Annotated in this window: 24 protein-coding genes; 15 read left to right on the forward strand and 9 right to left on the reverse strand. The window is 67.1% G+C overall.

The genetic code is table 11. The annotated features are described in order from the left end of the window. Window positions 1-2: 2 nt before the first annotated feature. Complete coding sequence (locus SFB74_RS10025) at window positions 3-881, reverse strand: amidohydrolase family protein (RefSeq protein WP_432730655.1); 879 nt, start codon at window positions 879-881, stop codon at window positions 3-5. A gap of 178 nt (window positions 882-1,059) precedes the next feature. Then, window positions 1,060-1,920: an HpcH/HpaI aldolase family protein gene (locus SFB74_RS10030; RefSeq protein ID WP_432730656.1), complete on the reverse strand. Its 861-nt coding sequence runs from the start codon at window positions 1,918-1,920 to the stop codon at window positions 1,060-1,062. Window positions 1,921-1,994: 74 nt separating this feature from the next. Between SFB74_RS10030 and SFB74_RS10035 the strand changes: the two genes are divergently transcribed. Then, on the forward strand, window positions 1,995-2,918 hold the full coding sequence (locus tag SFB74_RS10035; RefSeq protein WP_432730657.1) for a LysR substrate-binding domain-containing protein: 924 nt from the start codon (window positions 1,995-1,997) through the stop codon (window positions 2,916-2,918). Here the strand turns inward: SFB74_RS10035 and SFB74_RS10040 are convergent. Beyond that, window positions 2,903-4,546, reverse strand: a complete 1,644-nt coding sequence (locus tag SFB74_RS10040; protein ID WP_432730658.1) for a tannase/feruloyl esterase family alpha/beta hydrolase — start codon at window positions 4,544-4,546, stop codon at window positions 2,903-2,905. The genes SFB74_RS10035 and SFB74_RS10040 overlap by 16 nt on opposite strands. Window positions 4,547-4,766: 220 nt before the next feature. Between SFB74_RS10040 and SFB74_RS10045 the strand changes: the two genes are divergently transcribed. Next, a complete protein-coding gene (locus SFB74_RS10045; RefSeq protein ID WP_432730659.1) occupies window positions 4,767-5,390 on the forward strand; it encodes a TetR/AcrR family transcriptional regulator in 624 nt (207 codons plus the stop codon). 41 nt (window positions 5,391-5,431) lie between these two features. On the opposite strand, the gene SFB74_RS10050 is transcribed toward SFB74_RS10045, so the two are convergent. The 4 genes from SFB74_RS10050 to SFB74_RS10065 all read right to left on the reverse strand — a co-directional run bounded on the left by SFB74_RS10050 (window position 5,432) and on the right by SFB74_RS10065 (window position 6,939). Further along, window positions 5,432-5,968 carry a hypothetical protein gene (locus SFB74_RS10050; protein WP_432730660.1) on the reverse strand — a complete coding sequence of 179 codons (537 nt, stop codon included), beginning with the start codon at window positions 5,966-5,968 and terminating at the stop codon, window positions 5,432-5,434. A gap of 63 nt (window positions 5,969-6,031) precedes the next feature. Further along, window positions 6,032-6,268, reverse strand: a complete 237-nt coding sequence (locus SFB74_RS10055; protein WP_432730661.1) for a hypothetical protein — start codon at window positions 6,266-6,268, stop codon at window positions 6,032-6,034. Window positions 6,269-6,447: 179 nt separating this feature from the next. After that, the gene (locus SFB74_RS10060) at window positions 6,448-6,654 is read right to left on the reverse strand and encodes a hypothetical protein (RefSeq protein ID WP_432730662.1); all 207 of its coding nucleotides are present in this window, start codon (window positions 6,652-6,654) and stop codon (window positions 6,448-6,450) included. Between the two features lie 9 nt (window positions 6,655-6,663). Further along, window positions 6,664-6,939: a hypothetical protein gene (locus tag SFB74_RS10065; protein WP_432730663.1), complete on the reverse strand. Its 276-nt coding sequence runs from the start codon at window positions 6,937-6,939 to the stop codon at window positions 6,664-6,666. Between the two features lie 51 nt (window positions 6,940-6,990). On the opposite strand from SFB74_RS10065, the gene SFB74_RS10070 reads away from it, so the two are divergent. From SFB74_RS10070 to ntrC, 13 genes are all read left to right on the forward strand, one after another. After that, the gene (locus SFB74_RS10070) at window positions 6,991-7,266 is read left to right on the forward strand and encodes a hypothetical protein (protein ID WP_432730665.1); all 276 of its coding nucleotides are present in this window, start codon (window positions 6,991-6,993) and stop codon (window positions 7,264-7,266) included. A gap of 214 nt (window positions 7,267-7,480) precedes the next feature. After that, window positions 7,481-9,076, forward strand: a complete 1,596-nt coding sequence (locus SFB74_RS10075) for a methyltransferase regulatory domain-containing protein (protein ID WP_432730666.1) — start codon at window positions 7,481-7,483, stop codon at window positions 9,074-9,076. A 51-nt stretch (window positions 9,077-9,127) separates the two neighbouring features. Beyond that, window positions 9,128-10,864 carry a gamma-glutamyltransferase gene (gene ggt / locus SFB74_RS10080; protein WP_432730667.1) on the forward strand — a complete coding sequence of 579 codons (1,737 nt, stop codon included), beginning with the start codon at window positions 9,128-9,130 and terminating at the stop codon, window positions 10,862-10,864. A gap of 61 nt (window positions 10,865-10,925) precedes the next feature. Then, entirely contained in the window at window positions 10,926-11,684 is a 759-nt protein-coding gene (locus SFB74_RS10085) for a pseudouridine synthase (RefSeq protein WP_432730668.1), read from the forward strand. A gap of 90 nt (window positions 11,685-11,774) precedes the next feature. Beyond that, on the forward strand, window positions 11,775-12,785 hold the full coding sequence (locus SFB74_RS10090; protein ID WP_432730669.1) for a YncE family protein: 1,011 nt from the start codon (window positions 11,775-11,777) through the stop codon (window positions 12,783-12,785). Next, window positions 12,769-13,590, forward strand: a complete 822-nt coding sequence (locus SFB74_RS10095) for a polysaccharide deacetylase family protein (RefSeq protein WP_432730670.1) — start codon at window positions 12,769-12,771, stop codon at window positions 13,588-13,590. Before SFB74_RS10090 ends, SFB74_RS10095 begins: the two co-directional genes overlap by 17 nt. Before the next feature lie 18 nt (window positions 13,591-13,608). Continuing rightward, window positions 13,609-14,583: a sterol desaturase family protein gene (locus tag SFB74_RS10100; protein ID WP_432730671.1), complete on the forward strand. Its 975-nt coding sequence runs from the start codon at window positions 13,609-13,611 to the stop codon at window positions 14,581-14,583. Window positions 14,584-14,633: 50 nt separating this feature from the next. Beyond that, the gene (locus SFB74_RS10105; protein ID WP_432730672.1) at window positions 14,634-15,521 is read left to right on the forward strand and encodes an EI24 domain-containing protein; all 888 of its coding nucleotides are present in this window, start codon (window positions 14,634-14,636) and stop codon (window positions 15,519-15,521) included. Then, window positions 15,518-16,318 carry a competence/damage-inducible protein A gene (locus SFB74_RS10110; protein WP_432730673.1) on the forward strand — a complete coding sequence of 267 codons (801 nt, stop codon included), beginning with the start codon at window positions 15,518-15,520 and terminating at the stop codon, window positions 16,316-16,318. Before SFB74_RS10105 ends, SFB74_RS10110 begins: the two co-directional genes overlap by 4 nt. Window positions 16,319-16,464: 146 nt before the next feature. Continuing rightward, entirely contained in the window at window positions 16,465-17,880 is a 1,416-nt protein-coding gene (gene glnA / locus SFB74_RS10115; RefSeq protein WP_432730674.1) for a type I glutamate--ammonia ligase, read from the forward strand. A 243-nt stretch (window positions 17,881-18,123) separates the two neighbouring features. Continuing rightward, on the forward strand, window positions 18,124-18,639 hold the full coding sequence (locus SFB74_RS10120; protein ID WP_432730675.1) for a hypothetical protein: 516 nt from the start codon (window positions 18,124-18,126) through the stop codon (window positions 18,637-18,639). Between the two features lie 5 nt (window positions 18,640-18,644). Continuing rightward, window positions 18,645-19,724 (forward strand): nitrogen regulation protein NR(II), encoded by a 1,080-nt coding sequence (gene glnL, locus SFB74_RS10125; RefSeq protein ID WP_432730677.1) that lies wholly within the window; start codon window positions 18,645-18,647, stop codon window positions 19,722-19,724. 27 nt (window positions 19,725-19,751) lie between these two features. Then, window positions 19,752-21,299, forward strand: coding sequence for a nitrogen regulation protein NR(I) (gene ntrC / locus SFB74_RS10130; protein WP_432730678.1), 1,548 nt, complete (start codon window positions 19,752-19,754; stop codon window positions 21,297-21,299). 28 nt (window positions 21,300-21,327) lie between these two features. On the opposite strand, the gene SFB74_RS10135 is transcribed toward ntrC, so the two are convergent. Together SFB74_RS10135 and xth are read right to left on the reverse strand one after the other, a co-directional pair. Continuing rightward, entirely contained in the window at window positions 21,328-21,840 is a 513-nt protein-coding gene (locus tag SFB74_RS10135; RefSeq protein WP_432730680.1) for a hypothetical protein, read from the reverse strand. Window positions 21,841-21,843: 3 nt separating this feature from the next. Continuing rightward, window positions 21,844-22,629, reverse strand: a complete 786-nt coding sequence (xth, locus tag SFB74_RS10140; protein ID WP_432730681.1) for an exodeoxyribonuclease III — start codon at window positions 22,627-22,629, stop codon at window positions 21,844-21,846. Window positions 22,630-22,713: the final 84 nt, after the last annotated feature.

Genomic DNA, 22,713 nt, shown 5'->3' on the forward strand with positions numbered 1-22,713 from the left:
TTTCAGAAGCCGAAGAGCCGCGCGGGGTTGTCGACCAGCACCTTGCGGCGCGACGCCGCATCGGGAATCCAGTCGCCCAGCAGGTTCAGCAGCTCGCCGGTGTCGCGTCCGCCCTCGGGAATGTGCGGCCAGTCGCTGCCCCAGATCACGCGGTCGGGCACGGCATCGACGATCGCCTGCGCCAGCGGCCTGAGCTTCGCGTAGTTGCCGTCCTTGGCGAGACGATAGGGGCCCGAAAGCTTGAACCACCCGCGTCCATCGGCAACGGCGCGCAGCAGCCGGTCGAAGTCGGCGCGCGTGAGGCCGTCGGTTTCGAGCATGTAGCCCATGTGGTCGATCACGAAGTCGGTCTCCAGCGACGGCAGCACCGGGATGAGATCGCGCACCACCCAGCCCGGCGTGTAGAACTGCACGTGCCAGCCCAGCGGCTGCACGCGGCGAATGCTGCGTTCGATGAAGGCCCGCAGTTCGGCCGTGGGCAATTGCGAGCGCAGGAACAGGTCCAGCCGCAGCGCGCGCACACGGCGGCGGTGCAGCTCGCGCAGCGCCTCGTCGCTCAGGTCGTCATCCACCATTGCAACGCCGCGCGCGCAGTCGCCGGCGGCATCGAGCGCGTCGAGCATGCAGCGGTTGTCGGTGCCGTAGAAGCTGGGCTGCACGATCGCGAAGCGCTCCACGCCCAGCGTGCCCAGCGCGCGCTGGAGCTGGCCGAGATTGCCGTCCGGCAGCGTGTAGTGCGGGCGGTCGACGCGCGGGTAGCGGTCGGCCGGGCCGAAGACGTGGACGTGCGCATCGCATGCGCCGGCAGGCACTTCGAAGGTCGGGCGCGCGAGCGTGTCGGCATCGCGCATGGGCTTGGAGGTCAGGGTCTCGTCGGTCATTGGAAGAGCGAGGGAAGGGGAAAGGAAAAGAGAAGGAGGAAAGGGAATGCGCGGATCTCAGTCGAGGCTGACGCGCCCGCTCGCGAGCAGCGCGCGGTGCGCGAAGGGCATCGGCACGAGCGTCAGCCCGAGGGCCGACAGCACGAGCGCGCGGCGGCGTCGCTGTCGATTCGCCATTTCAGGCCGCACGCGCATGCAGCGACTCCTGCACCACCGCGTAGTTCGCCAGCGCGTTGCGGGCGCGCTCCTGCATCGCGAGGGCCAGCACGTCGGTGTCGATGCCCGTCATGAGAAAGGGCACCGCGCCGCGCGCCAGCAGCTCTGCGTTGAGTGCCGCGTCGGCGATGCCGCCGATCGACAGCGGCTTGCCCGCCCGCTCGCATGCGCGCAGGGCCGCCTCGAATGCCTCGGTCACCAGCGGATGCCTGTAGTCGCCCGGCACGCCCAGCTCGGCGCTCAGGTCGTTGGCGCCGATGCTCACCAGGTCGACGCCGGGCACGCGCGCGATGGCTTCCGCGTTGGCGATGCCCAGCGGGCTTTCGATCAGCACGTTGACCAGCACCGTGTCGTTGGCCAGCCGGTAGGTCTCGGCCGCGGGCAGGCGCTGGAATCCGAACTGGGGCAGGGCGGCGATGGCCGAGCGGTGGCCGTGCGGCGGAAAGCGGCAGGCCGCGGCAAGGTCGGCGGCCTGCTCGGCCGTCTCGATGCGCGGAAAGATCAGGCCGGACGCGCCGGCATCCAGCAGCCGCCCGATGGCGCCGTATTCGCGCTCGGGAACGCGCGCCAGCGCCATCAGGCCCAGGTCGTGGGCCGCGGCGCACAGCGCGCCGGCGGCGTCCAGGGGAATGGTGCTGTGCTCGAGGTCGATCCACAGCACGTGGTGCCCGGTCGCCTTGGCCAGCCGCGCGATGTCGGGTGTGCGGCACAGGCGCACGCCGAATGCCGCCACCGGCTCGCGGCGCAGCAGCCGCCGCAGTACTGGATGGCCCTGGAAAGTAGGGGAAGCAGGGGGCTCCTGCGTTTTGTCTCTGCCTGTCATGCGGTCATCGTAGGCAGACTGGCATATATTTGGAAATACCGATTTCAGCCTGATATCCATACTTCATAAATATCATGGAACTGCGCCACCTGCGCTACTTCGTAGCGGTTGCCGAAGAACTCAACTTCACGCGCGCGGCACAGCGGCTGCACATCGCACAGCCGCCGCTGAGCATGCAGATCCGCGCGCTGGAAGAAGAGCTGAAGGTCCAGCTCTTCGAGCGCGACAGGCGGCGCGTTTTTCTCACGCAGGCCGGGCGCCATTTCCTCGATCGCGCGCAGGCCATCCTGCGGGACGTGGACCACGCCACCGGCGAGGCGCGCAGCGCGGCATCGGGCGAGATCGGGCGCATCGCGCTGGGCTACACGGCTTCCTCGATGCTGTCGCTGGTGCTGCCCGCCGCGCTGCAGCGCTTTCGCGAAGAGCAGCCGCAGGTGGTGCTGACGCTGCACGAGATGACGTCGCTGCAGCAGCTCGACGCGGTGCACGAGCGCGTGCTGGACATCGGCATCCTGCGCCGCCCGGACGTGGTGATCCCGGAAGACCTGGTCATCGAGGAATGGCACCAGTCGCCGCTGGTCGCCGCGATACCGCGCGGGCACCGCCTGAGCGGCGGGCCGATCCGGCTGGCCGACCTGCGCGACGAGCCGCTGGTGATGTACCCGCGAGACGCGGGCATCGGGCTGTACTGGAAGGTCCAGGACCTGTGCGCGAAGGCCGGCTTCCGGCCGCGCATGGTGCACGAGGCGCGCGACGCCTCGACCATCGTCGGGCTCGTCGCGGCCGGCACCGGCATCGCACTGGTGCCGAGCGACACCAGCTGCATCCATCTGCAGGGCACCGTCTACCAGCCGGTGCGCGACAAGGGCGCGGTGACGAGCCTGTGGCTGGCGCGCCGCGCGTCGGACCCCAGCCCCTTCACCGCGCAGATGATCGGCACGCTGCGCGCGGAGCGCAGGCGTGCCTCGGCGAAGGCGCCGCGTCAGGTGCAGGTGTAGTTCGCGGCTGCGTTCGCGTCGCCCGATCCGTTGTACTTCGGGTACCTCGGGTACTGGCACACGGGCATGCTGCGGGCCGTGCCGCCGCTCGTGAACGAATAGGTCATCCGCGTGGGCGCGTTGCCGTCCTCGACCCAGCCCATGATGGCGGAGGCCCAGTCCACTTCCTGCAGCGATGCGCCCGCGCCGTGACCGCCGCCCGGCACGATGAAGAAGCGCGTGGCGGTATCGGGATCGGCGAGGCCCATCGACTTCGCGATGCCGGTCATGGTCGTCCAGTTGCGATAGTGGTCATTGGGCGAGAGCAGCGCATCGCTGCCGTCGTGCCACGAGATCAGCTTCTTTCCCGAAGCCACGAAGCTGGCGATGGCCACCTTGTCGTGATCGGCTCCGGCGCGCGCGAGACCGGAGCTGAGCATGTAGAAGTCGGTGTCCAGCACGAAGCCCGACTGCCTGGCCGGCGTGAACCAGGCCGCGTCACCGCTCGCCAGGAAGGCGAATCCGCCGCCGAGCCCGCCCCAGCCGAGCCCGAGTCCGTTGCCCCACGAATAGCCCGAGAGCACGGTGCTGCCGTTCGAGAGCTTGAGATCGGAGAGGAAGGACTTCAGCGTGCCCACCTGCGCCGCGCTCAGGCAGATCGATGGATCGGTGCTGGCGCCTGCCATGCCACATTGCAGGACAGCGGGATCGAAGGTGCAGGCCTGCGGATTGCCGATGAGGTTGTCGCTCGCGCCGTCGAGCGAATCGCACGCCGACAGCGCCGCGGCGTAGGCGGCGCCGGTCTGCGCGGGGCTCAGGGCGGCGGGCGTGCCGGTCAGCGAGGCCGCGCGCAGCCAGGCGCTGGTCTGTCCCGCCATGTCCATGGTCTCGCAGCCCGAGACGATGCCGTCGAACTCCTGGGGCCAGCGCTGCGCGACGATGTAGGCGTTGCGTCCTCCGTTGGAGCAGCCGTTGAAGTAGCTGCGCTTGGGCAGAGAGCCGAAGAAGGCCTTGGCGACCGCCTTGCCGAAATGCATGGTGGTGCCCAGCGCCGCATAGGCGTAGTCGGTCGCCGACTGCTGGCCATCGGCGGTGCCGTTCGCCCATACCGCCGGTGCCGCCTGCGCGGGTACGTTCGCACGGTTCCCGCCGTTGGAGGCGGCGTACACGGCGCCCTTGAGGGCGAGTGTCGGATCGACGGCAGTCACGGTGCCGCCCGCATCGGTCGTCACGGCGCTGGCGATGCGTCCGTCGAAGCCTCCGCCGCCTTGCTGCCAGTAGCGGCCGCTCCAGTTGTCGGGCACGTCGATCTCGATGTCGAGGAACGGCGCGCGTGTTCCCAGCACCTGGCAGAAGCCCGACGAGTACAGCGGCGCCTTGGCTTCGAAACGAGTCGTCTGCGTGACCGTGACGCCTTCGATGACCTGGCCCTTGAGCGAGCCGCAGGTGCTGCGAAGCTGCTCGGCACTGGGGGACGAGGAGGCCGCCGGAGGCGGTGCCGCGGGTGCCGGCGCAGGCGCGGGCGCAGGCAACGGAATGAAGCCGGCGCCCCCGCCACCGCCGCCTCCGCAGCCATGAAGCGCGAGGCCTAGGGCCAGCAGCAGGCCATGCCGCGCAAGGGTGTGGGGCAGGCGTTTTTCGTCTTGCATCGTCGTTGTCTCCGGTGAGTGTGTTTGTGTGCCGCTTCCTCGGCCTGGGCCGATGGATCGGGTGCGCTTTTCGTCGCCTCAGCATCCCGACCGAACGGTCGGTCGGGATGGCGGGCGAGATTAACGCAGCAGCGAGAGCCGCAGCAAGCGGCGGCAGGTCGGGACTAACCCCTAAGATCGGCGATCGCGCCACCTGGCGCCGGCCCTCTCACCTCGACCGATGACCGCTGAACCTTCCTCCCCACGCTCCGGAGACCACCGCAAGCTGATTGCCAGGAACGCGGCCGAGCTGTTTGCCCGAAAGGGCTATGCCGCGACGTCGATGAACGAGATCGCCGAAGCCTGCGGGCTCTCGAAGCCCGGCCTGTACCACCACTTCAAGGACAAGGCCGAAGTGCTGCTGTTCATCGCGGAGGGGCATGTCTCGCGGCTGGTAGACATCGTGACGGGCGTGGAAGCGCTCGAGCTCGCCCCGGAGCAACGGCTGCCCGAGCTGATCGAGGCGTTCATGCTCGAGTACGCGGAAGCGCAGAACGAGCACCGCGTCCTGACAGAGGACGTGCGCTTCCTGTCACCCGAGGCGCATGCCCGAGTGCTCGACAAGGAACGGATCGTGGTGCAGGTGTTCGCGAATGCGATCGCCGCGGCGCGGCCGGACCTGCAGGCCTCTCAGCTTCACAGGCTGCTGACGATGTTCCTGTTCGGCATGCTCAACTGGATGTTCACCTGGTTCCGGCCCGAAGGCCGATTCACGTATGAGCAGATGGTGCCCATCGCGACGCAGCTCTTCGTGAATGGGATCTCGGGGCTCGAGGTCGAGTCGGTCGAGCCGCGCGAGCCGTAAGGCGATTGATCTGTAGCGTTTGCGGAACGGCAATCGCGCGCTCAGTGCAGCTCGCCTTCCAAGGTCGGCTGCAGCGCCTTGTTGCGCGCCACGATGTAGCTGGCCAGCGCCTCCAGGGCGCGCGAGCTGATGAGCCAGCCGGAAATCTTGCGCACCCGCGTCTCAGAGTGGTATTGGAGTCGGAGGGAGGAGCTCAGCGCACGCATGTCATAGCGCTGGGTCACCGCGATCACGCCCTGGATCGGCACTTCCGTATTGGCCAGTGCGCCGCGGATGAGGACGCGATCGGCGAACACCTCGATGCGGCGGTGTCGCAGCCACAGCCGCAGCAGTATCTGGAGCACGAGCACGCCGAGAGGCACGCCGATGATCGCCGCCCAGGTGGCGCCGTTCCAACTGGCGATCTGTTCCACCATCAGCTCGCGCTTCTTGAGCCATCCGATGAGGGGCGCGCACAGCGCGATGCACCACAGGCCCCAGACGGCCAGCGAGATGATGCCGAATGGCGCGACGTAGACGTGGAACGGGCTGCTGCGCAGTACATCGCCGGCGCGCACGGCTGAACGGACTTGCTTCATGTGGCCTCCCTCTTTTTTTTAGAGCCGGCCGCAGCATAGCGCCCGGCTGGAGCGGAGGAACGGCTACGCCGGAGTCGCGGCGACTTGGCTCATGGCCGGCGGAGCTTGTCCGCCAGCAGCCTGATCGAGCGGTCGTACGTCGAGCGGGTCGCAGGGACTGCTGATCTGGTTCCCGTCGAACTTCACGCGCAGGAACGGGCCGCTCGCTCCCGATACCGTGCCGAACCTGCCGTCGCACAGCACACGGCTTCCTCTTTCGAGATCAAGTCCGTGCTGCCTGCAAATCTCCTTGATGGTCATCTTTGTTGCTCACAGGTTTTAATTGTTAGCAAATTGTTGATGGGAGATCGGCTGGCTTCTCCTGCCGGGATTCGCTCGCGTGCGTAGGACAGGTGCTGCAGACCGTGTACGGCGCAGCTGGCGCTGAACGGGGAAGCGCTATTCCGGTATTGCGTCGGGCGACGCTCTGTTATCCAGGCTCAGTAGCACTGGAACAGGACGCCCTGTTCCGCGGGAGCCTTGCCGAGCCAGCGCGGCGTCTTGTCGCGCGCATCGCAGTAGTCCGAGGCCTGGACGTAGGTCACGGCGCGCAGCACGCCTTCGCGGACTTGCGTCACCTCGTTGGGGGGAGTCGAGCAGCCGGCGACGAGGACCAGGGCAAGCGGAAGCAGTGTGCGCCAATTCATCGCGGCATTCTAAGACCGAGGATCGTTGGAGCTGCGCCCGCGGCCGGGGTAGAGATACTGGAAATACTCGCCGGACTGGCCGAACAATTGCCGCGCCAGCTGCACCGGATCTTCGCCCTTGTGCTTCTCGTAGAGCACCGGTCCCCAGATGATGAAGCCGTCGATGCTGAGGCTCCTGGGGGACGGCTCGATGGCCTTCCATGCATGCGCGAACTTCGAGATCCAGGCGAGCGCGTCCTTGAGCGCATGGTTGGGCGGGGAGGTCGTTTCTTCGGTCGGAGACATTGCGGACATCCTTGTTGAAAAGACTGTACAAATATACAGTAAACTATGTCCATGGAAAACATGCCCGCCACGCTCTGGATCGCCGCCTGCGCCCATCGGCTGCGGCAGCAGTGGCACACCGTGGACGCCCTCGAACTGGAGGACGTCGCGCGGGGCCTGTGGCGCGATGCGCGCCTGCGCGCCATGTGGCCGGAAGACGCCGCGGCCGACTGGCTTCGGCCGGTCGCCCGTCCGGCCGAACGCCGCGCCGATGAATGTTCCTCCCATCCCAGTTTCTCCTTGACGGGTAAACCGTCCCCCGCTGGTCAACCTGTGCGGGGGCCTTGATGCAATGCCAAGCAGATAGGCTTTTTCAAGCCCGGCCACACGGCCGGGCTTTTTTTATGCGCGCGACGTTTCTTTGTGCCGATGCCCCGTGCAGCCTCGCTTCTTTTTGCCCGGACGCACGGCTATAGTCGGCCAGCACTGTCACATTGCAGTCACCGCCCGCAATCGCCTCCCAGTGCTCGTGCTACCCGCCCAGATCCCGAAAAGGACGCCCGTGCCGGATTCCCTGACTTCCGAGTTGACCAGCTACTACGACACGGTGCCCTATGACTCGCATCCGTTCCCGCAATCGGCGATGGAGCACCTGGAAGCGCTGGCCTTTCTCTTCGGCCTCGACGTTCCTTCCCCCGCAACGGCCCGCGTGCTGGAACTCGGCTGCGCGGCCGGCGGCAACCTGATTCCCTTCGCGGCGCGCCATCCCGAGTCGCGCGCGGTCGGCGTCGACCTGTCGACGGTGCAGGTGGCGCAGGGCACAGCGGCCATCTCGCGCGCGGGGCTCTCGAACATCGAGCTCAAGGTCTTCAATCTGGCGGACATCGATGCCTCGTTCGGCCAGTTCGACTACATCGTCTGCCATGGCGTCTACAGCTGGGTGCCGGGCCCGGTGCAGGACGCGATCCTGCGCATCTGCAGCGAGAACCTCGCACCCGACGGCGTGGCCTACGTGAGCTACAACGTGTACCCCGGCTGGAAGGCGCGCGAGATCGTGCGCGACGCGATGATCCTGCGCGGCGGCCCCCGCGACACGCCCGACGAAAAGCTGTCCTACGCCCGCGGCATGCTCGATTTCCTCGAGCAGTCGGCCCGCGCCGACAGCGTGCTCAAGAAGACGCTCGAAGAGGCGATGCCCATCGTGCGCAACGCCAACAGCTCGTACCTGCTGCACGAGTTCCTCGAGCCCTGCAACGCGCCGTGCTATTTCAAGGAGTTCGTCGCGCGCGCCGAGGCCCGCGGCCTGGCCTATCTCTGCGACGCGGAGCCCTCGACGATGTTCGTGCAGAACTACGGCGAGAAGGTGCGCGATCCGCTGCTGCGCGAGTGCGGCGGCAGCCAGGTCCTGATGGAGCAGTACCTCGATTTCCTGGTGAACCGCACGTTCCGCCAGACGCTGCTGGTCCGGCAGCCGCGCGCCGGGGGCATCCGCTACAAGCTGGAGCCGGCGCGCATCCGCCAGCTCGAGTTCGCCGGCATGTTCAAGACCGAGGACGGCGCCGCGCTGGCGCTCGACGCGCGCGAGCAGCCCTGCAACGCGCAGCGCGGCCTGAAGGTCACGCTGCGGCTGCCGGTGCACAAGGCGGTGGCCCACCTGCTCGACACGCGCTATCCGGCCTCGATGTCCGCGGCGGCGCTCATCGACGCCGCGGTGGGGTTGACGGGGCAGCCCGCGGCGGCGGTCGAGCCGGTCGTGATGGCGATGGTCGAGGAACTGCTGATCCTCGGCGCGCTGCGCTTCAGGCGTTCGCCGGTGCACACGGCCGACACGGTTTCCGGCCTGCCCCGGGCGTTGCCCGCGGTGCGCGGCTCGGTGGGCCTGGTGCCCGGCGCCAACGTCACGACCAGCACCTGCAACCAGTGGCACGAGCATGTGACGGTGTCGCTGCTCGAGCGAAGCCTGCTGCCGCTGCTCGACGGCACCCGTTCGCACGAGGCGCTGGCCGAGCATCTCGAAGCCGAGGTGCGCGGCGACCGCCTGCGCTTCGTCAAGGACGACAAGCCGCTGACCGAGCCGGCGGCCGTCAGGGAGTTCGCGCGCCAGCAGGTCGCGATCGCGCTCGATGCCCTGCGCCGCAAGGCACTGCTCACCGGTTGATCCCACTACAACACTTCAGATTCTTCAACACGCTCTAGAGGAGACTTCTACATGCAACAAATCCACTGGACTCCCAGGCTGCGCAGCGCCGTCGCGGCGGTGCTCGCGCTGGCGGCCGCCGGCGCGTCGAATGCCGCTTCGGTGGCACCCGTCGCGGCCGAGAACGGCATGGTCGTGAGCGCCCAGCACCTGGCCAGCAAGGTCGGCGTCGACGTGCTCAAGCGCGGCGGCAACGCGGTCGACGCGGCGGTGGCCGTGGGCTATGCGCTGGCGGTGGTGTACCCCGCGGCCGGCAACCTCGGCGGCGGCGGCTTCATGACCGTGCAGCTGGCCGACGGGCGCAAGACCTTCCTCGATTTCCGCGAGAAGGCACCGCTGGCCGCCACGGCCAACATGTACCTCGACAAGGACGGCAACGTCATCAAGGGCCTGAGCACCAAGGGCCACCTCGCCGTGGGCGTGCCGGGCAGCGTCTCGGGCATGGAATACGCGCGCGAGAAGTACGGCACCATGAAGCGCGGCGAGCTGCTCGCCCCCTCGATCCAGCTGGCCGAGAAGGGCTTCGCGCTGCAGCAGGGCGACATCGACCTGCTCGCCACCGCCACGGCCGACTTCAAGGACGACGCGGCCACGGCCGCCATCTTCCTGAACAAGGGCGAGCCCTACAAGGTTGGCGACAAGCTGGTCCAGAAGGACCTGGCCAAGACCCTGCGCGAGATCAGCGCCAAGGGCACCGACGGCTTCTACAAGGGCTGGGTCGGCAGCGCCATCGTGGCGTCGAGCCAGGCAGGCAAGGGCCTGATCACGCAGGCCGACCTCGACCAGTACAAGACGCGCGAACTCGCGCCGGTGGAATGCGACTACCGCGGCTACCGCGTCGTGTCGGCGCCCCCGCCGAGCTCGGGCGGCGTGATCATCTGCGAGATGCTCAACATCCTCGAAGGCTATCCGCTCAAGGACCTGGGCTACCACTCGGCACAGGCCGTGCACTACCAGATCGAGGCCATGCGCCACGCCTACGTGGACCGCAACAGCTACCTGGGCGATCCCGACTTCGTGAAGAACCCGCTCGAGCGCCTGCTCGACAAGGGCTACGCCGAGAAGATCCGCGCCGTCATCGACCCGAAGAAGGCCGGCGTCTCAAAGGACATCAAGCCAGGCGTCGCGCCGCACGAAGGCAGCAACACCACCCACTACTCGATCGCCGACAAGTGGGGCAACGCGGTCTCGGTGACCTACACGCTGAACGACTGGTTCGGCGCCAAGGTCACGGCCGCCAAGACCGGCGTGCTGCTGAACGACGAGATGGACGACTTCACCTCGAAGGTGGGCGTGCCCAACCTCTACGGCCTGGTGCAGGGCGAGGCCAACAAGATCGAGCCGGGCAAGCGCCCGCTGAGCTCGATGAGCCCGACCATCGTGTCCAAGGACGGCAAGCCGGTGATGGTGGTCGGCACGCCGGGCGGCAGCCGCATCATCACCGCGGTGATGCTGACCATGATCAACGCCATCGACTACGGCATGAACGTGCAGGAAGCCGTCGACGCGCCGCGCTTCCACCAGCAGTGGCTGCCCGACGTCACCAACGTCGAGACCTACGCGCTGAGCCCCGACACGCGCAAGATCCTGACCGACATGGGCCACAACCTGGGCGTGCCGCAGCCGGCCAACCACCTGGCGGCGATCATCGTCGGCGCGCCCTCGCTGGGCGGCAAGCCGGTGGGCAACAACCGCTTCTACGGCGCCAACGACCCGCGCCGCAACACGGGCCTGGCGGCAGGGTACTGATCCTGCGGCAAACTCGAAGGCGGTCGTGCCCCTTGCGGCGCGGCCGCTTTTTCATTTCTCCATGCATCTGCAAGACATCCTCTATACCCAGGGCTTCGGCACGCGCCGCGTGTGCGCGGGGCTGGTCCAGCAAGGCCACGTGAGCATCGGCGGCGAGGTGGTGGACGATCCGTTCGCCGACATCGACCCCGAGGGCCTTCAATACACGGTGCAGGGCACCCCGTGGGAGTACCACGAGAAGGCCTACCTGATGCTGCACAAGCCCGCCGGCACCGAGTGCTCGCAGAAGCCCTCGACCTACCCGAGCATCTACACGCTGCTGCCGTCGCCGCTGCGCCTGCGGCCCAACAAGGGCGCGGTGCAGGGCGTGCAGGCCATCGGCCGGCTCGACCAGGACACCACCGGCCTGCTGCTGCTGACCGACGACGGGCAGTTCATCCACAAGATGGGCTCGCCGAAGCACCACGTGCCCAAGGTCTACGAAGTGACGGCCAGGCACCCGGTGGACGAGGCCCAGATCGCGAAGCTGCTGGCCGGCGTGGTGCTCGATGACGACCCGAAGCCGGTGCGCGCCGCCGCCTGCGAATCGGACAGCCCGCTGCACCTGCGGCTCACCCTCACCGAGGGCAAGTACCACCAGGTCAAGCGCATGCTGGCGGCGGTTGGTAACAGAGTGGAGGGGCTGCACCGCTCGCGCATCGGCGACCTGGCGCTGCCCGCCGACCTGGCGCCGGGGCAGTGGCGCTGGCTGACCGCCGACGAAGTCGCGGCCCTGCGCGCGCCGGCCAAGCCCGCCAAACCGGCGAAAGCGCCGAAATAGAAGGGAAAAGCGGGGGAAAGGGCACAGTCCCGGTCAGCCAGTCTTAAGGGCCGGCCGTTAACATTCCGAACTCTCTCCCGGAACCTTCCCTTGCGACTTTCTGCCCGACCGAACGGCCGCCGCGTCACGGCCTTCCTGTTTTCCTGCCTGACGGCTCTCGCGATGTATCCGGCCGCCGCCACGGCAGCCGAGCCGCCCCCGATCTTCGTGCTCAACTCGCTGGATGCGAACGTGAGCGTGATCAATCCCGTCGACTGGTCGGAAAAGCTGCGCATTCCCACCGGCAAGGAGCCGCACCACATCTACATGACGCCCGACGAGAAGTCGGTCATCGTGGCCAATTCGGCGGGCGACTCCCTGACCTTCCTGAACCCCCGCACGGCGGAAGTGCAGCGCGTGGTCTACGGCATCATCGATCCGTACCAGCTGCAGTTCTCGCGCGACATGAAGTGGTTCGTGACGGCCGGCAACCGCCTGAACCACGTGGACGTCTACCGCTGGGACGGCAAGGACCTGAAGCTGGCCAAGCGCATCGCCAGCGGCAAGACGCCCAGCCACATCTGGATCGACAACACCAGCACCATCGCCTACGTGACCATGCAGGACAGCGACGAGATGATCGCCGTCGACCTGCCCACGCAGACCATCAAGTGGCGTGTGGCCACCGGCACCATGCCGGCCGACATCTTCGGCGTGCACAACGACAAGACGCTGCTCGTGGGCCTGACCGGCAGCGATGGCGTGCAGGTGTTCGACGTGGCCGGTGCCGAGCCGAAGCTGGTCGGCAAGATCCCCACGGGCAAGGGCGCCCACGCCTTCCGCTCGGCCGGCGACGGCAAGAGCGTTTTCGTGAGCAACCGCGTGGCCAACACCATCAGCCGCATCGACCTGGCGACGCTGAAGGTGGTCGCGACCTACCCGGTGCCGGGCGGCCCCGACTGCATGGACGTCTCCGCCGACGGCAAGACGCTCTACGTGACCTCGCGCTGGGCCAAGAAGCTCAGCGTGGTCGACCTGGCCAGCAACAAGGTCGTGCGCCAGGTCAATGTCGGCCGCTCGCCGCACGGCGTGTGGACCCTGGACCATGCGAAGCGCATCTAGGCGCGCCGGGGTCGCCGCCGCGGTCTCGATGGTCGTCCTGGCTGCGGCGCTCGCGCCCGGCGCCTGGGCGGCGCAAGAGCCGACCGCCTGCGAGAAGCCCGTCTACCTGACCTTCGACACCGGCCACATGGGCATCGCCCCGCTGGTGGCCGACGTGCTCAAGCGGCAGGACGTGCGCGTCACCTTCTTCGCCGCCGCCGAGCGCACCCAGACCGACGGCGACAGCCTCGACGACCACTGGGCGCCCTGGTGGAAGGCGAGGGCGGCCGAGGGCAACGAATTCGGCTCGCACACCTACGACCACTCCTACTGGCGCGCCGACGTGAAGGGCACGCCGCCCAGCTTCCGCATCAAGCCCTCGGCCGGCCCGCAGAACGGCAAGGAATCGACCTGGAGCGCGGCCGAGTACTGTGCCAACATCAAGAAGGCCTCCGACCGGCTGGCGGCAGTCACCGGCAAGAAGCCGTTGCCGCTGTACCGCGCGCCGGGCGGCAAGACCTCGCCCGCGCTGCTGGCCGCCGCCGAGGGCTGCGGCTACAAGTACGTGGGCTGGGCACCTGCCGGTTTCCTCGGCGACGAGCTGCCGAGCGAGAAATTCAGCAACGCGAAGCTGCTGACGCAGGCGCTGGACACCATCCGCCCCGGCGACATCCTGCTCGCGCACCTGGGCATCTGGTCGCGCAAGGATCCGTGGGCCCCGGCCAACCTCGAACCGCTGATCGTCGGCCTGAAGGCCAAGGGCTTCTGCTTCCGCACGCTGCGCCAGCATCCGGACTTCAAGGCCTGGATCGCCTCCCACCCCTGAACGACGAGTTTCCTGATCGTGATCGACTGGCTGACAGACGCCTTTTCCGCCATGCAGGGCTGGTTCTTCGAGACCGTCGTGCAGCCGCTGGTCTACGCCGTGGGGCTGGGCGGCTGGACCGAGGACGCCTTCGACGCCACCGGCTGGCTGCTGGTCGGCGTGATCCAGATCCTGGTGCTGCTGGCCGTCATCGGGCCGCTGCAGCGCTGGCGCTCGGTGGAGCCGGTGGTCGACCGCCACGCGATCCGCATCGACGTGCTCTACACGCTGATCCACCGGCTCGGACTGTTCCGGCTGGCGCTCTTCTTCACGCTCCAGCCCTTCTTCGACGACGCCCTGGGCGCGCTGCGCACGGCGGGGTGGGGCACCTTCCACCTCGACGAGGTGTGGCCCGGCGTGACCGACATTCCGTGGGTGGCCTTCGCCATGTACCTCGTGGTGCTCGACTTCGTGGGCTACTGGATCCACCGCGGCCAGCACCAGTTCAACTGGTGGTGGGGGCTGCATTCGCTGCACCACTCGCAGCGGCAGATGACGATGTGGAGCGACGACCGCAACCACCTGCTCGACGACATCATCCACGACACGCTGATCGTCATCGTGGCGCAGCTCATCGGCGTGGCGCCCGGGCAGTTCATCGCCTTCGTCGCCTTCACCCAGCTCAGCGAGAGCCTGCAGCACGCCAACCTGAGGGTGAGCTTCGGCGCCATCGGCGAGCGGCTGTGGATCAGCCCGCGCTTCCACCGGCTGCACCACAGCATCGGGCTGGGTCACGAATCGAACGGCGCCAGCACGCTCGGCGGCCATAACTTCGGCGTGCTGCTGCCGTGGTGGGACATGCTCTTCGGCACAGCCAACTTCGAGAACCGCTACGACCCGACCGGCATCCGCGACCAGGTCGAGCCCCGCGCCGACGGCCGCGTGCGCGACTACGGCCGCGGTTTCTGGGCCCAGCAATGGCTCGGGCTGAAGCGAATGGTCGGGCGCGGTTGAGGGGCTCCGGGCCCTGAAAGGCGCGCCCGAGGCGTTATCCTCGCTGACTCATGCGCCTGCTCCTCGACTCCTTCTGGCGCGCGGTCGCCTATTGCATGCTGCCGCGCGTGATCGTGCTGTCGCTGCTTCCGCTGGGGCTCATGATCGTGCTGGCCGCGGCGCTCGGCTACTTCTACTGGGACGCCGCGGTGGCCTGGACGCGCGGCGCGCTCGACGCCTGGCCGCTCCTGTCGAGCTTCTGGGCCTGGATCGGCCGCCTTTTCTCCGGTGACGTCACCTCCGTGCTGGCCTCGCTGGTCGTGGTCTTCGCGGCCACGCCGGTGATCGTGGTGATCTGCCTGCTGATCGTGGCCGGCTTCATGGCGCCCGCGCTGACCAAGCTGGTGGGCGATCGGCGTTTTCCGGGGCTCGAGCAGAAGAAGGGCGCTTCGTTCCTGGGCAGCGTGGCGCGTTCGCTCGGCGCGACCGTGCTGGCGGTGATCGCGCTGGTGGTGTCGATGCCGCTGTGGCTCATTCCGCCGCTGGTGCTGATATTGCCGCCGCTGATCTGGGGGTGGCTCACTTACCGCGTGATGAGCTTCGACGCGCTGGCCGAGCATGCCAGCCCCGAGGAGCGCGCCGCGCTGATCCGCGCCCACCGGGTGCCGCTGCTGTGCATCGGCGTGCTGTGCGGATACCTGGGGGCCGCGCCCAGCATCGTCTGGGCCTCGGGCCTGCTGTTCGCTGCCGCCTTCTTCGTGCTGGTGCCGATCGCCATCTGGATCTACACACTGGTTTTCGCCTTCTCGGCTCTCTGGTTCGCCCACTACTGCCTCGACGCGCTCGCGCAGCTTCGCGCCCGGCGCGCGGCCGCGGAGGCTTCGGCCAACGGCGGCACCCCTGCCATCGAGGCCGACGAGGCCAGCAAGGCCGCTCTTTCCCAATGGGGTTCTCCATGACTCGCGCATTCGGTCTCATCGTCGTCGGCGACGAGATCCTCTCCGGCAAGCGTGCCGACAAGCACATGGCCAAGTTCATCGAACTGCTCGCCACCCGCGGCCTGCAGCTGGGCTGGGCCGAATACGTGGGCGACGAGCCCGCGCGCATCACGGCGGCGCTGCAGCGCGCCTTTGCCGGCGGCGACATCGTCTTCTCGACCGGCGGCATCGGCGCCACGCCCGACGACCACACCCGCCAGTGCGCCGCGAAGGCGCTGGGCGTGCCGCTGGCGTTGCACCCCGAGGCCGAGCTGCTGATCCGCGAGCGCATGCAGGACACCGCGCGCGAGCAGGGCCTGCCCTACGAGCCCGACCGGTCCGACAACGTGCACCGGCTCAACATGGGCGTGTTTCCCGAGGGCGCCACGCTCATCTACAACCCGTACAACAAGATCCCCGGCTTCAGCGTGGGCGACGTGCACTTCGTGCCGGGCTTCCCCGTCATGGCCTGGCCGATGATCGAATCGGTGCTCGACGGCCGCTACGCCGGGCTTTTCGCCAGCAACGCGGTCGCCGAGAAGTCCGTGATCGTTTTCGGTGCCATGGAAGCGACGCTGACGCCGCTCATGGAAGCCATCGAGGCCACCCATGCCGGCATCAAGGTGTTCAGCCTGCCCAGCGTCGACCACCCCACGTACGGCCGCCACATCGAGCTGGGCGTCAAGGGCAACGCCGAGCGGCTCGATGCCGCCTACGCCCAGCTGATCTCGGGCCTGCACACTTTTGACGCCAAGCTTGGCACCGAATTGGTGCGATAAAAGTCATTGCACCAAAATGGTGATATTTCGCCTCCATTTGGGTTTCGAGGCGGCCATCGAAGCCTCATCCGGTGAGGTGACAATGGCACAGAAACTGCATCCCACGTCCCTGTATTCCTAACCACCATCCAACTCAGGAGAAACTGATGGCAAAGACCGTCGCCGATGTACTCAAGCTCGTCAAGGAAAACGAGGTCAAGTTCGTCGACTTCCGCTTCACCGATACCCGCGGCAAAGAGCAGCACGTGACCGTGCCGGTCTCGGCTTTCGATGAAGACAAATTCACCTCGGGCCACGCATTCGACGGCTCGTCCATCGCCGGCTGGAAGGGGATCGAAGCTTCGGACATGCAGCTCATGCCCGACCCGAACACCGCCAACATCGATCCGTTCTTCGAAGAGACGACGATGATCCTGACCTGCGACGTGATCGACCCCGCCGACGGCAAGGCCTACGAGCGCGATCCGCGTTCGCTCGCCAAGCGCGCCGAGGCCTACATGAAGGCATCGGGCCTGGGCGACACCGCCTACTTCGGTCCGGAACCCGAATTCTTCGTGTTCGACGGCGTGCGCTGGAAGAACGACATGTCGGGCTGCTTCGTGAAGATCGAGTCCGAAGAAGCCTCGTGGAACACCGACAAGGAGTTCGAGCACGGCAACTCCGGCCACCGTCCCGCTGTCAAGGGCGGCTACTTCCCGGTTCCCCCGGTCGACAGCTTCCAGGACATGCGCTCGGAAATGTGCCTGGTGCTCGAATCGCTGGGCATTCCGGTCGAAGTGCATCACCATGAAGTGGCCAACGCCGGCCAGCTCGAGATCGGCACCAAGTTCAGCACGCTGGTGCAGCGCGCCGACTGGGTCCAGCTGCAGAAGTACGTGATCCACAACGTGGCCCACGCCTACGGCAAGACCGCCACCTTCATGCCCAAGCCCATCGTCGGCGACAACGGCTCCGGCATGCACGTGCACCAGTCGGTCTGGAAGGACGGCAAGAACCTGTTCGCCGGCGACGGCTATGCGGGCCTCTCGGACTTCGCCCTGCACTACATCGGCGGCATCATCAAGCACGCACGTGCCCTGAACGCCATCACGAACCCCGGCACCAACAGCTACAAGCGCCTGGTCCCCGGCTTCGAAGCCCCGGTGAAGCTGGCCTACTCGGCCAAGAACCGCTCGGCCTCGATCCGCATCCCGTTCGTGCCCAACCCGAAGGGCCGTCGCGTCGAAGCACGCTTCCCCGATCCGCTGATGAACCCGTACCTGGGCTTCGCCGCGCTGCTGATGGCCGGCCTGGACGGCGTGGAAAACAAGATCCATCCGGGCGAAGCCGCCAGCAAGGACCTGTACCACCTGCCGCCGGAAGAAGACGCGCTGATCCCGACCGTCTGCCACAGCCTGGACCAGGCCCTGGAAAACCTGGACAAGGACCGTGCGTTCCTGACCAAGGGCGGCGTGTTCACTGATTCCTACATCGACGCGTACATCGACCTGAAGATGCAGGAAGTCACGCGCTTCCGCATGGCGACCCATCCGGTCGAGTTCGACATGTACTACTCGTTGTAATTGGTTCGCCCCCAGGCTTCGCGCACTTCGTGTCGCTGCGCCAACCCCCTTCCGGGGGCGATACCTGCGGCCCGGCTGAGCCGGTTCCGCGGTATCTCCCGAAGGGGGCAGGGCCTGATGTAAGCCTGATGGGTTATGGAAGGACGGCTGGGCCGTCCTTTTTCTTTGGGGTGGAACATCTGGTCACTTTCGCCGTCGAATTGCACGAAAATGCGCCTTTGTCGCCGCTCTCCACCGATACACATGAAGACAGCTTCCCTCATCTTTCTGGCCGGTTCACTGATCGCGTTGCCGGCGCTCGCGCAGGAGCGCGTCTGGCGTTGCGGCAACGAGTACACGAACAACGCGACGGTCGCGCAGCAGAAGGGCTGCAAGATCATGGAAGGCGGCAACGTCACGGTCGTGCAGGGCACCAGGGCTTCGGGCGGCGGCTCCGCTTCTTCCTCGTCGAGCGGCTCGTCCGCTGCGCGTTCGCCGGCTGGCAGCCCGCGGATTGAGGGCGTCGACCAACGTGCCCGTGACGGCGAGGCGCGCTCGGTGCTCGAGGCCGAACTCAAGAAGGCCGAGGCGCGTCAGGCGGAGCTGCAGAAGGAATACAACAACGGCGAGCCCGAGAAGCAGGGCAGCGAGGGCCGCAACTACCAGAAGTACCTGGACCGCGTCGCCGAGATGAAGGCCGAGCTGGCACGCAACGAGAGCGACATCGCCGGCATCCGCCGCGAGATCGGACGCCTGCCGGCCAAGCAGCAGCCGCAGTAATCGTCATGGTGTTCGGGAAGAAGGCGGCCAGCGCCAACTCGCGCTTCCAGTCCTTCGACCTGCTGTCCACGCTGATCGCGGTGGTCGACAGCAAGGGCTCGGTGCTGTTTGCCAATGCGGGACTCGAAGACGCACTCGGCACCTCGCGCCGCACGCTCGAAGGCTCGCAGTTCGGCGCATGTTTCCATGAGCCGCAGGTGCTGCGCACGGCCATCGACGGCGCCAGCAGCAACGACTTTGCCACGCTGCGCTACGAAGCCTTCCTGCGCCGCGTCAACCACGAGCTGATGCCTGTGCAGGTTTCGCTCGCGCATGGCGAGAAGAAGGGCGAGCTCATCATCGAGATGTCGCCGCTCGAGCAGCAGGTGCGGCAGGACCGCGAGGAGCGGCTCATCGACCAGGCGCAGGCGAACAAGGAACTCATCCGCAACCTCGCGCACGAGATCAAGAACCCGCTGGGCGGCATCCGCGGCGCGGCGCAGCTGCTGCAGATGGAGGTCGAATCGCGCGACCTCATCGAGTACACCCAGGTCATCATCCATGAGGCCGACCGGCTGCAGACGCTGGTCGACCGGCTATTGGCACCGCACCGCCGCCCGCACGTGGTGGGCGACGTCAACATCCACGAAGTCTGCGAGCGGGTGCGCTCGGTCATCCTCGCGGAGTTTCCGCGCGACCTGCACATCGAGCGCGACTTCGACGTCTCCATTCCCGAGTTCCGCGGCGACCGCGAGCAGCTCATCCAGGCCACGCTCAACATCGCGCACAACGCGGCGCAGGCGCTGGCCGAGCGCCGCGCGGCGGGTGATGCGCAGATCACATTCAAGACGCGGGTGGCCCGCCAGGTGATCTTCAACAAGCAGTGGTATCGATTGGCATTGGAATTGCATGTAATCGACAATGGACCGGGTGTGCCGGACACGATCAAGGACCGCATCTTCTATCCGCTCGTATCGGGCAGGGAAGGCGGAACTGGGCTGGGATTGACGCTCGCACAAACTTTTGTGCAACAGCATCACGGCGTGATCGAGTGCGACAGCGTCCCGGGCCGAACCGATTTCAAGATATTGATACCGCTGCCCTAGCGCAGCCACCGGCAACAGAGGAGATGCATGAAGCCGATCTGGATAGTTGATGACGACCAATCGATTCGCTTCGTGCTCGAGAAGGCTCTGCTGCGCGAAGACCTGCCCACGCGCAGTTTCACCAACACGCGCGAGGTGCTCGCGGCACTCGAACAGGCTGCCGACGACGATCAGCTCGCGCCCCAGGTCCTGGTGAGCGACATCCGCATGCCCGGCGGCTCCGGGCTCGACCTGCTCGACAAGATCAAGGCCCTGCACCCGGGCCTGCCCGTCATCATCATGACGGCCTTCTCGGACCTCGACAGTGCCGTCTCTGCCTTCCAGGGCGGCGCCTTCGAATACCTGCCCAAGCCCTTCGACCTGCCGCGCGCAGTCGAGCTCATCCGCCGCGCGGTCGACGAGAGCCAGCGCGAGGAAGTGGCGGAAGAGCGCATGGTCGCCGCGCCCGAGATGCTCGGCCAGGCGCCTGCCATGCAGGACGTGTTCCGCGCGATCGGCAGGCTTTCGCAGAGCAACGTCACGGTGCTCATCACCGGCGAGTCGGGCTCGGGCAAGGAACTGGTGGCGCGTGCGCTGCACAAGCACTCGCCGCGCGCCAACGGCCCCTTCGTGGCCATCAACACCGCCGCCATTCCGAAGGACCTGCTGGAGAGCGAGCTCTTCGGCCACGAGCGCGGCGCTTTCACCGGCGCGCAGACCATGCGCCGCGGGCGCTTCGAGCAGGCCGAGGGCGGCACGCTCTTCCTCGACGAAATCGGCGACATGCCCTTCGACCTGCAGACGCGCCTGCTGCGCGTGCTGAGCGACGGTCATTTCTATCGCGTGGGCGGCCACAACTCGGTGAAAGCCAACGTGCGCGTCATCGCGGCGACCCACCAGGACCTGGAGCAGCGCGTCAAGCTCGGCGGCTTCCGCGAAGACCTGTTCCACCGCCTCAACGTGATCCGCCTGCGCCTGCCGGCCCTGCGCGAGCGCGGCGAGGACGTTCCCGCGCTCACGCGCCACTTCCTGCAGGTGAGCGCGCGTCAGCTCGGCGTGGAGCCCAAGCGCATCTCGGATGCCGCATTGGCGAAGCTCGCGGCATTCAATTTCCCGGGCAACGTGCGCCAGTTGGAGAACATCTGCCACTGGCTGACGGTGATGGCGCCGGCCCAGCTGATCGAGGCGAAGGATCTTCCGCCGGAAGTGATGGCCGGCGGCGCTGCTGCCGAGGCGCACGCTGCAGCCGAAGCGCCAGTCGTTTCGTCGGCCGTCGCGGCACAGCCCGCGCCAACGCTGCCGGCAACGAGCGGCGAGTCGCCGGCTCCTGCGTACGCAGTCCCGGAGCCTGTCGAAGCTCATGCTCCCGCGGCGAGCACCGTCAGCAACTGGGAAAGCGGCCTCGAAGCCGAGGCCCAGGCCCTGCTGGCGGCCGGCCGCACCGATGTGTGGGACGTGCTCTCGCGCCGCTTCGAGTCGAGGCTGATCCTCACCGCGCTGGCCAATACGCGCGGGCGCCGCATAGAAGCCGCGCAGAAGCTGGGCATCGGGCGCAACACCATCACCCGGAAGATCCAGGAACTCGGCATCGAATGAAAAAGGCCCCTTCAGGGCCTTTTTTCTTTCAGCGGCTTCTCTGCCCCTGGGTCAGCGAGTCGATCTGGAACTTGTCGCTCCTGTCCCAGAGCCAGGTGTCCACGTAGGTGTGGCCGCCCAGCTTGCCCGGGTTGGGCAGGGGAGACGCGGCCTTGATCATCTCCGCGATCATCGGCGCCACTTCCGGCGCATGGCTCGGCGTTCGGCTGAAGGTGACGTTGACCACCTTGCCCGTCGCATCGATGTCGGTCTCTACCACCACCACGGCATACACCAGCGGCGGCAGCTTGCCCTTGTAGATGCGGCTCGCGTACTTGTTGTAGAGGTGGCGCGCGCCGATCTTGCGATAGGTGCGCACCGCGGGCGTCTGCGCGGTGATGAGCCGCACCGTCGGCACCTCGCGGCCGTCCGTCGCAGTCTCGCCGGTGGGCGAGGCCGTGGTGGCCTTGTCGCCTTCCTCGGCCTTGTCGGCCGGCTTCAGCAGCGAGCAGGCCGAGAGCGCCAGCGCTACAGCGACCACCGCCAGTTTGCGCGCGACCATCGGTCAGGCACCCCGGTCGAGATCGAGCACCACCGGCGCGTGGTCGCTCGGCTTTTCCCACTTGCGCGGCACGCGGTCGATGACGCAGCCCTTCACGCGCGGCGCCAGCGGCTCGCTCACCAGGATGTGGTCGATGCGCAGTCCGCGGTTCTTCTGGTAGCCCAGCATGCGGTAGTCCCACCATGAATAGCTTTTCTCGGGCTGGTCGAACATGCGGAAGCTGTCCTTCAGGCCCAGGTCGAGCAGCGCCTTGAAGTGGTTGCGCTCCTCGGTCGTGTGGTGGATCGTTTCCTTCAGGCCCACGGGGTCGAAGCTGTCCCGGTCCTCGGGCGTGATGTTGAAGTCGCCCAGCAGCACGAGGTCGGGGTTGGCCACCAGCTCCTGGCGCAGCGCGTCGCGCAGCGCGTCGAGCCACTTCATCTTGTATTCGAACTTGTCCGTGCCCGGCGCCTGGCCGTTGACGAAGTAGCCGTTGACCACGCGCAGCGGGCCCGATGGCGTCTCCACGGTGGCCGCGATCACGCGGGACTGGTCGTCGCTGAAGCCGGTGATGTTCTTCACCACGTCGCGCACTGGCGCGAGGCTCAGGATGGCAACGCCGTTGTACGTCTTCTGGCCGAACACCGCGGCTTCGTAGCCGGCCGACTTGAGCACGTCGAGCGGGAATTTGTCGTCCGTCATCTTGAGCTCCTGCAGGCACAGCACGTCGACCGGGTTGGCGATGAGCCAGTCGAGCACGTGCTGCAGGCGCGCGGTGAGTGAGTTGACGTTCCAGGTGGCGATTTTCATGAGGCTCTCGGAGGTCCTGATTTCAAGGGGATTTCGTTTTTCTCGATCTCTTGCTGTCATCGCATGCCCAGGCAAGGCCCCCGT

Origin of the sequence: Variovorax xiamenensis (genome assembly GCF_050916385.1) — a bacterium.
In the GTDB taxonomy this organism is placed as follows: Bacteria; Pseudomonadota; Gammaproteobacteria; order Burkholderiales; family Burkholderiaceae_C; genus Variovorax.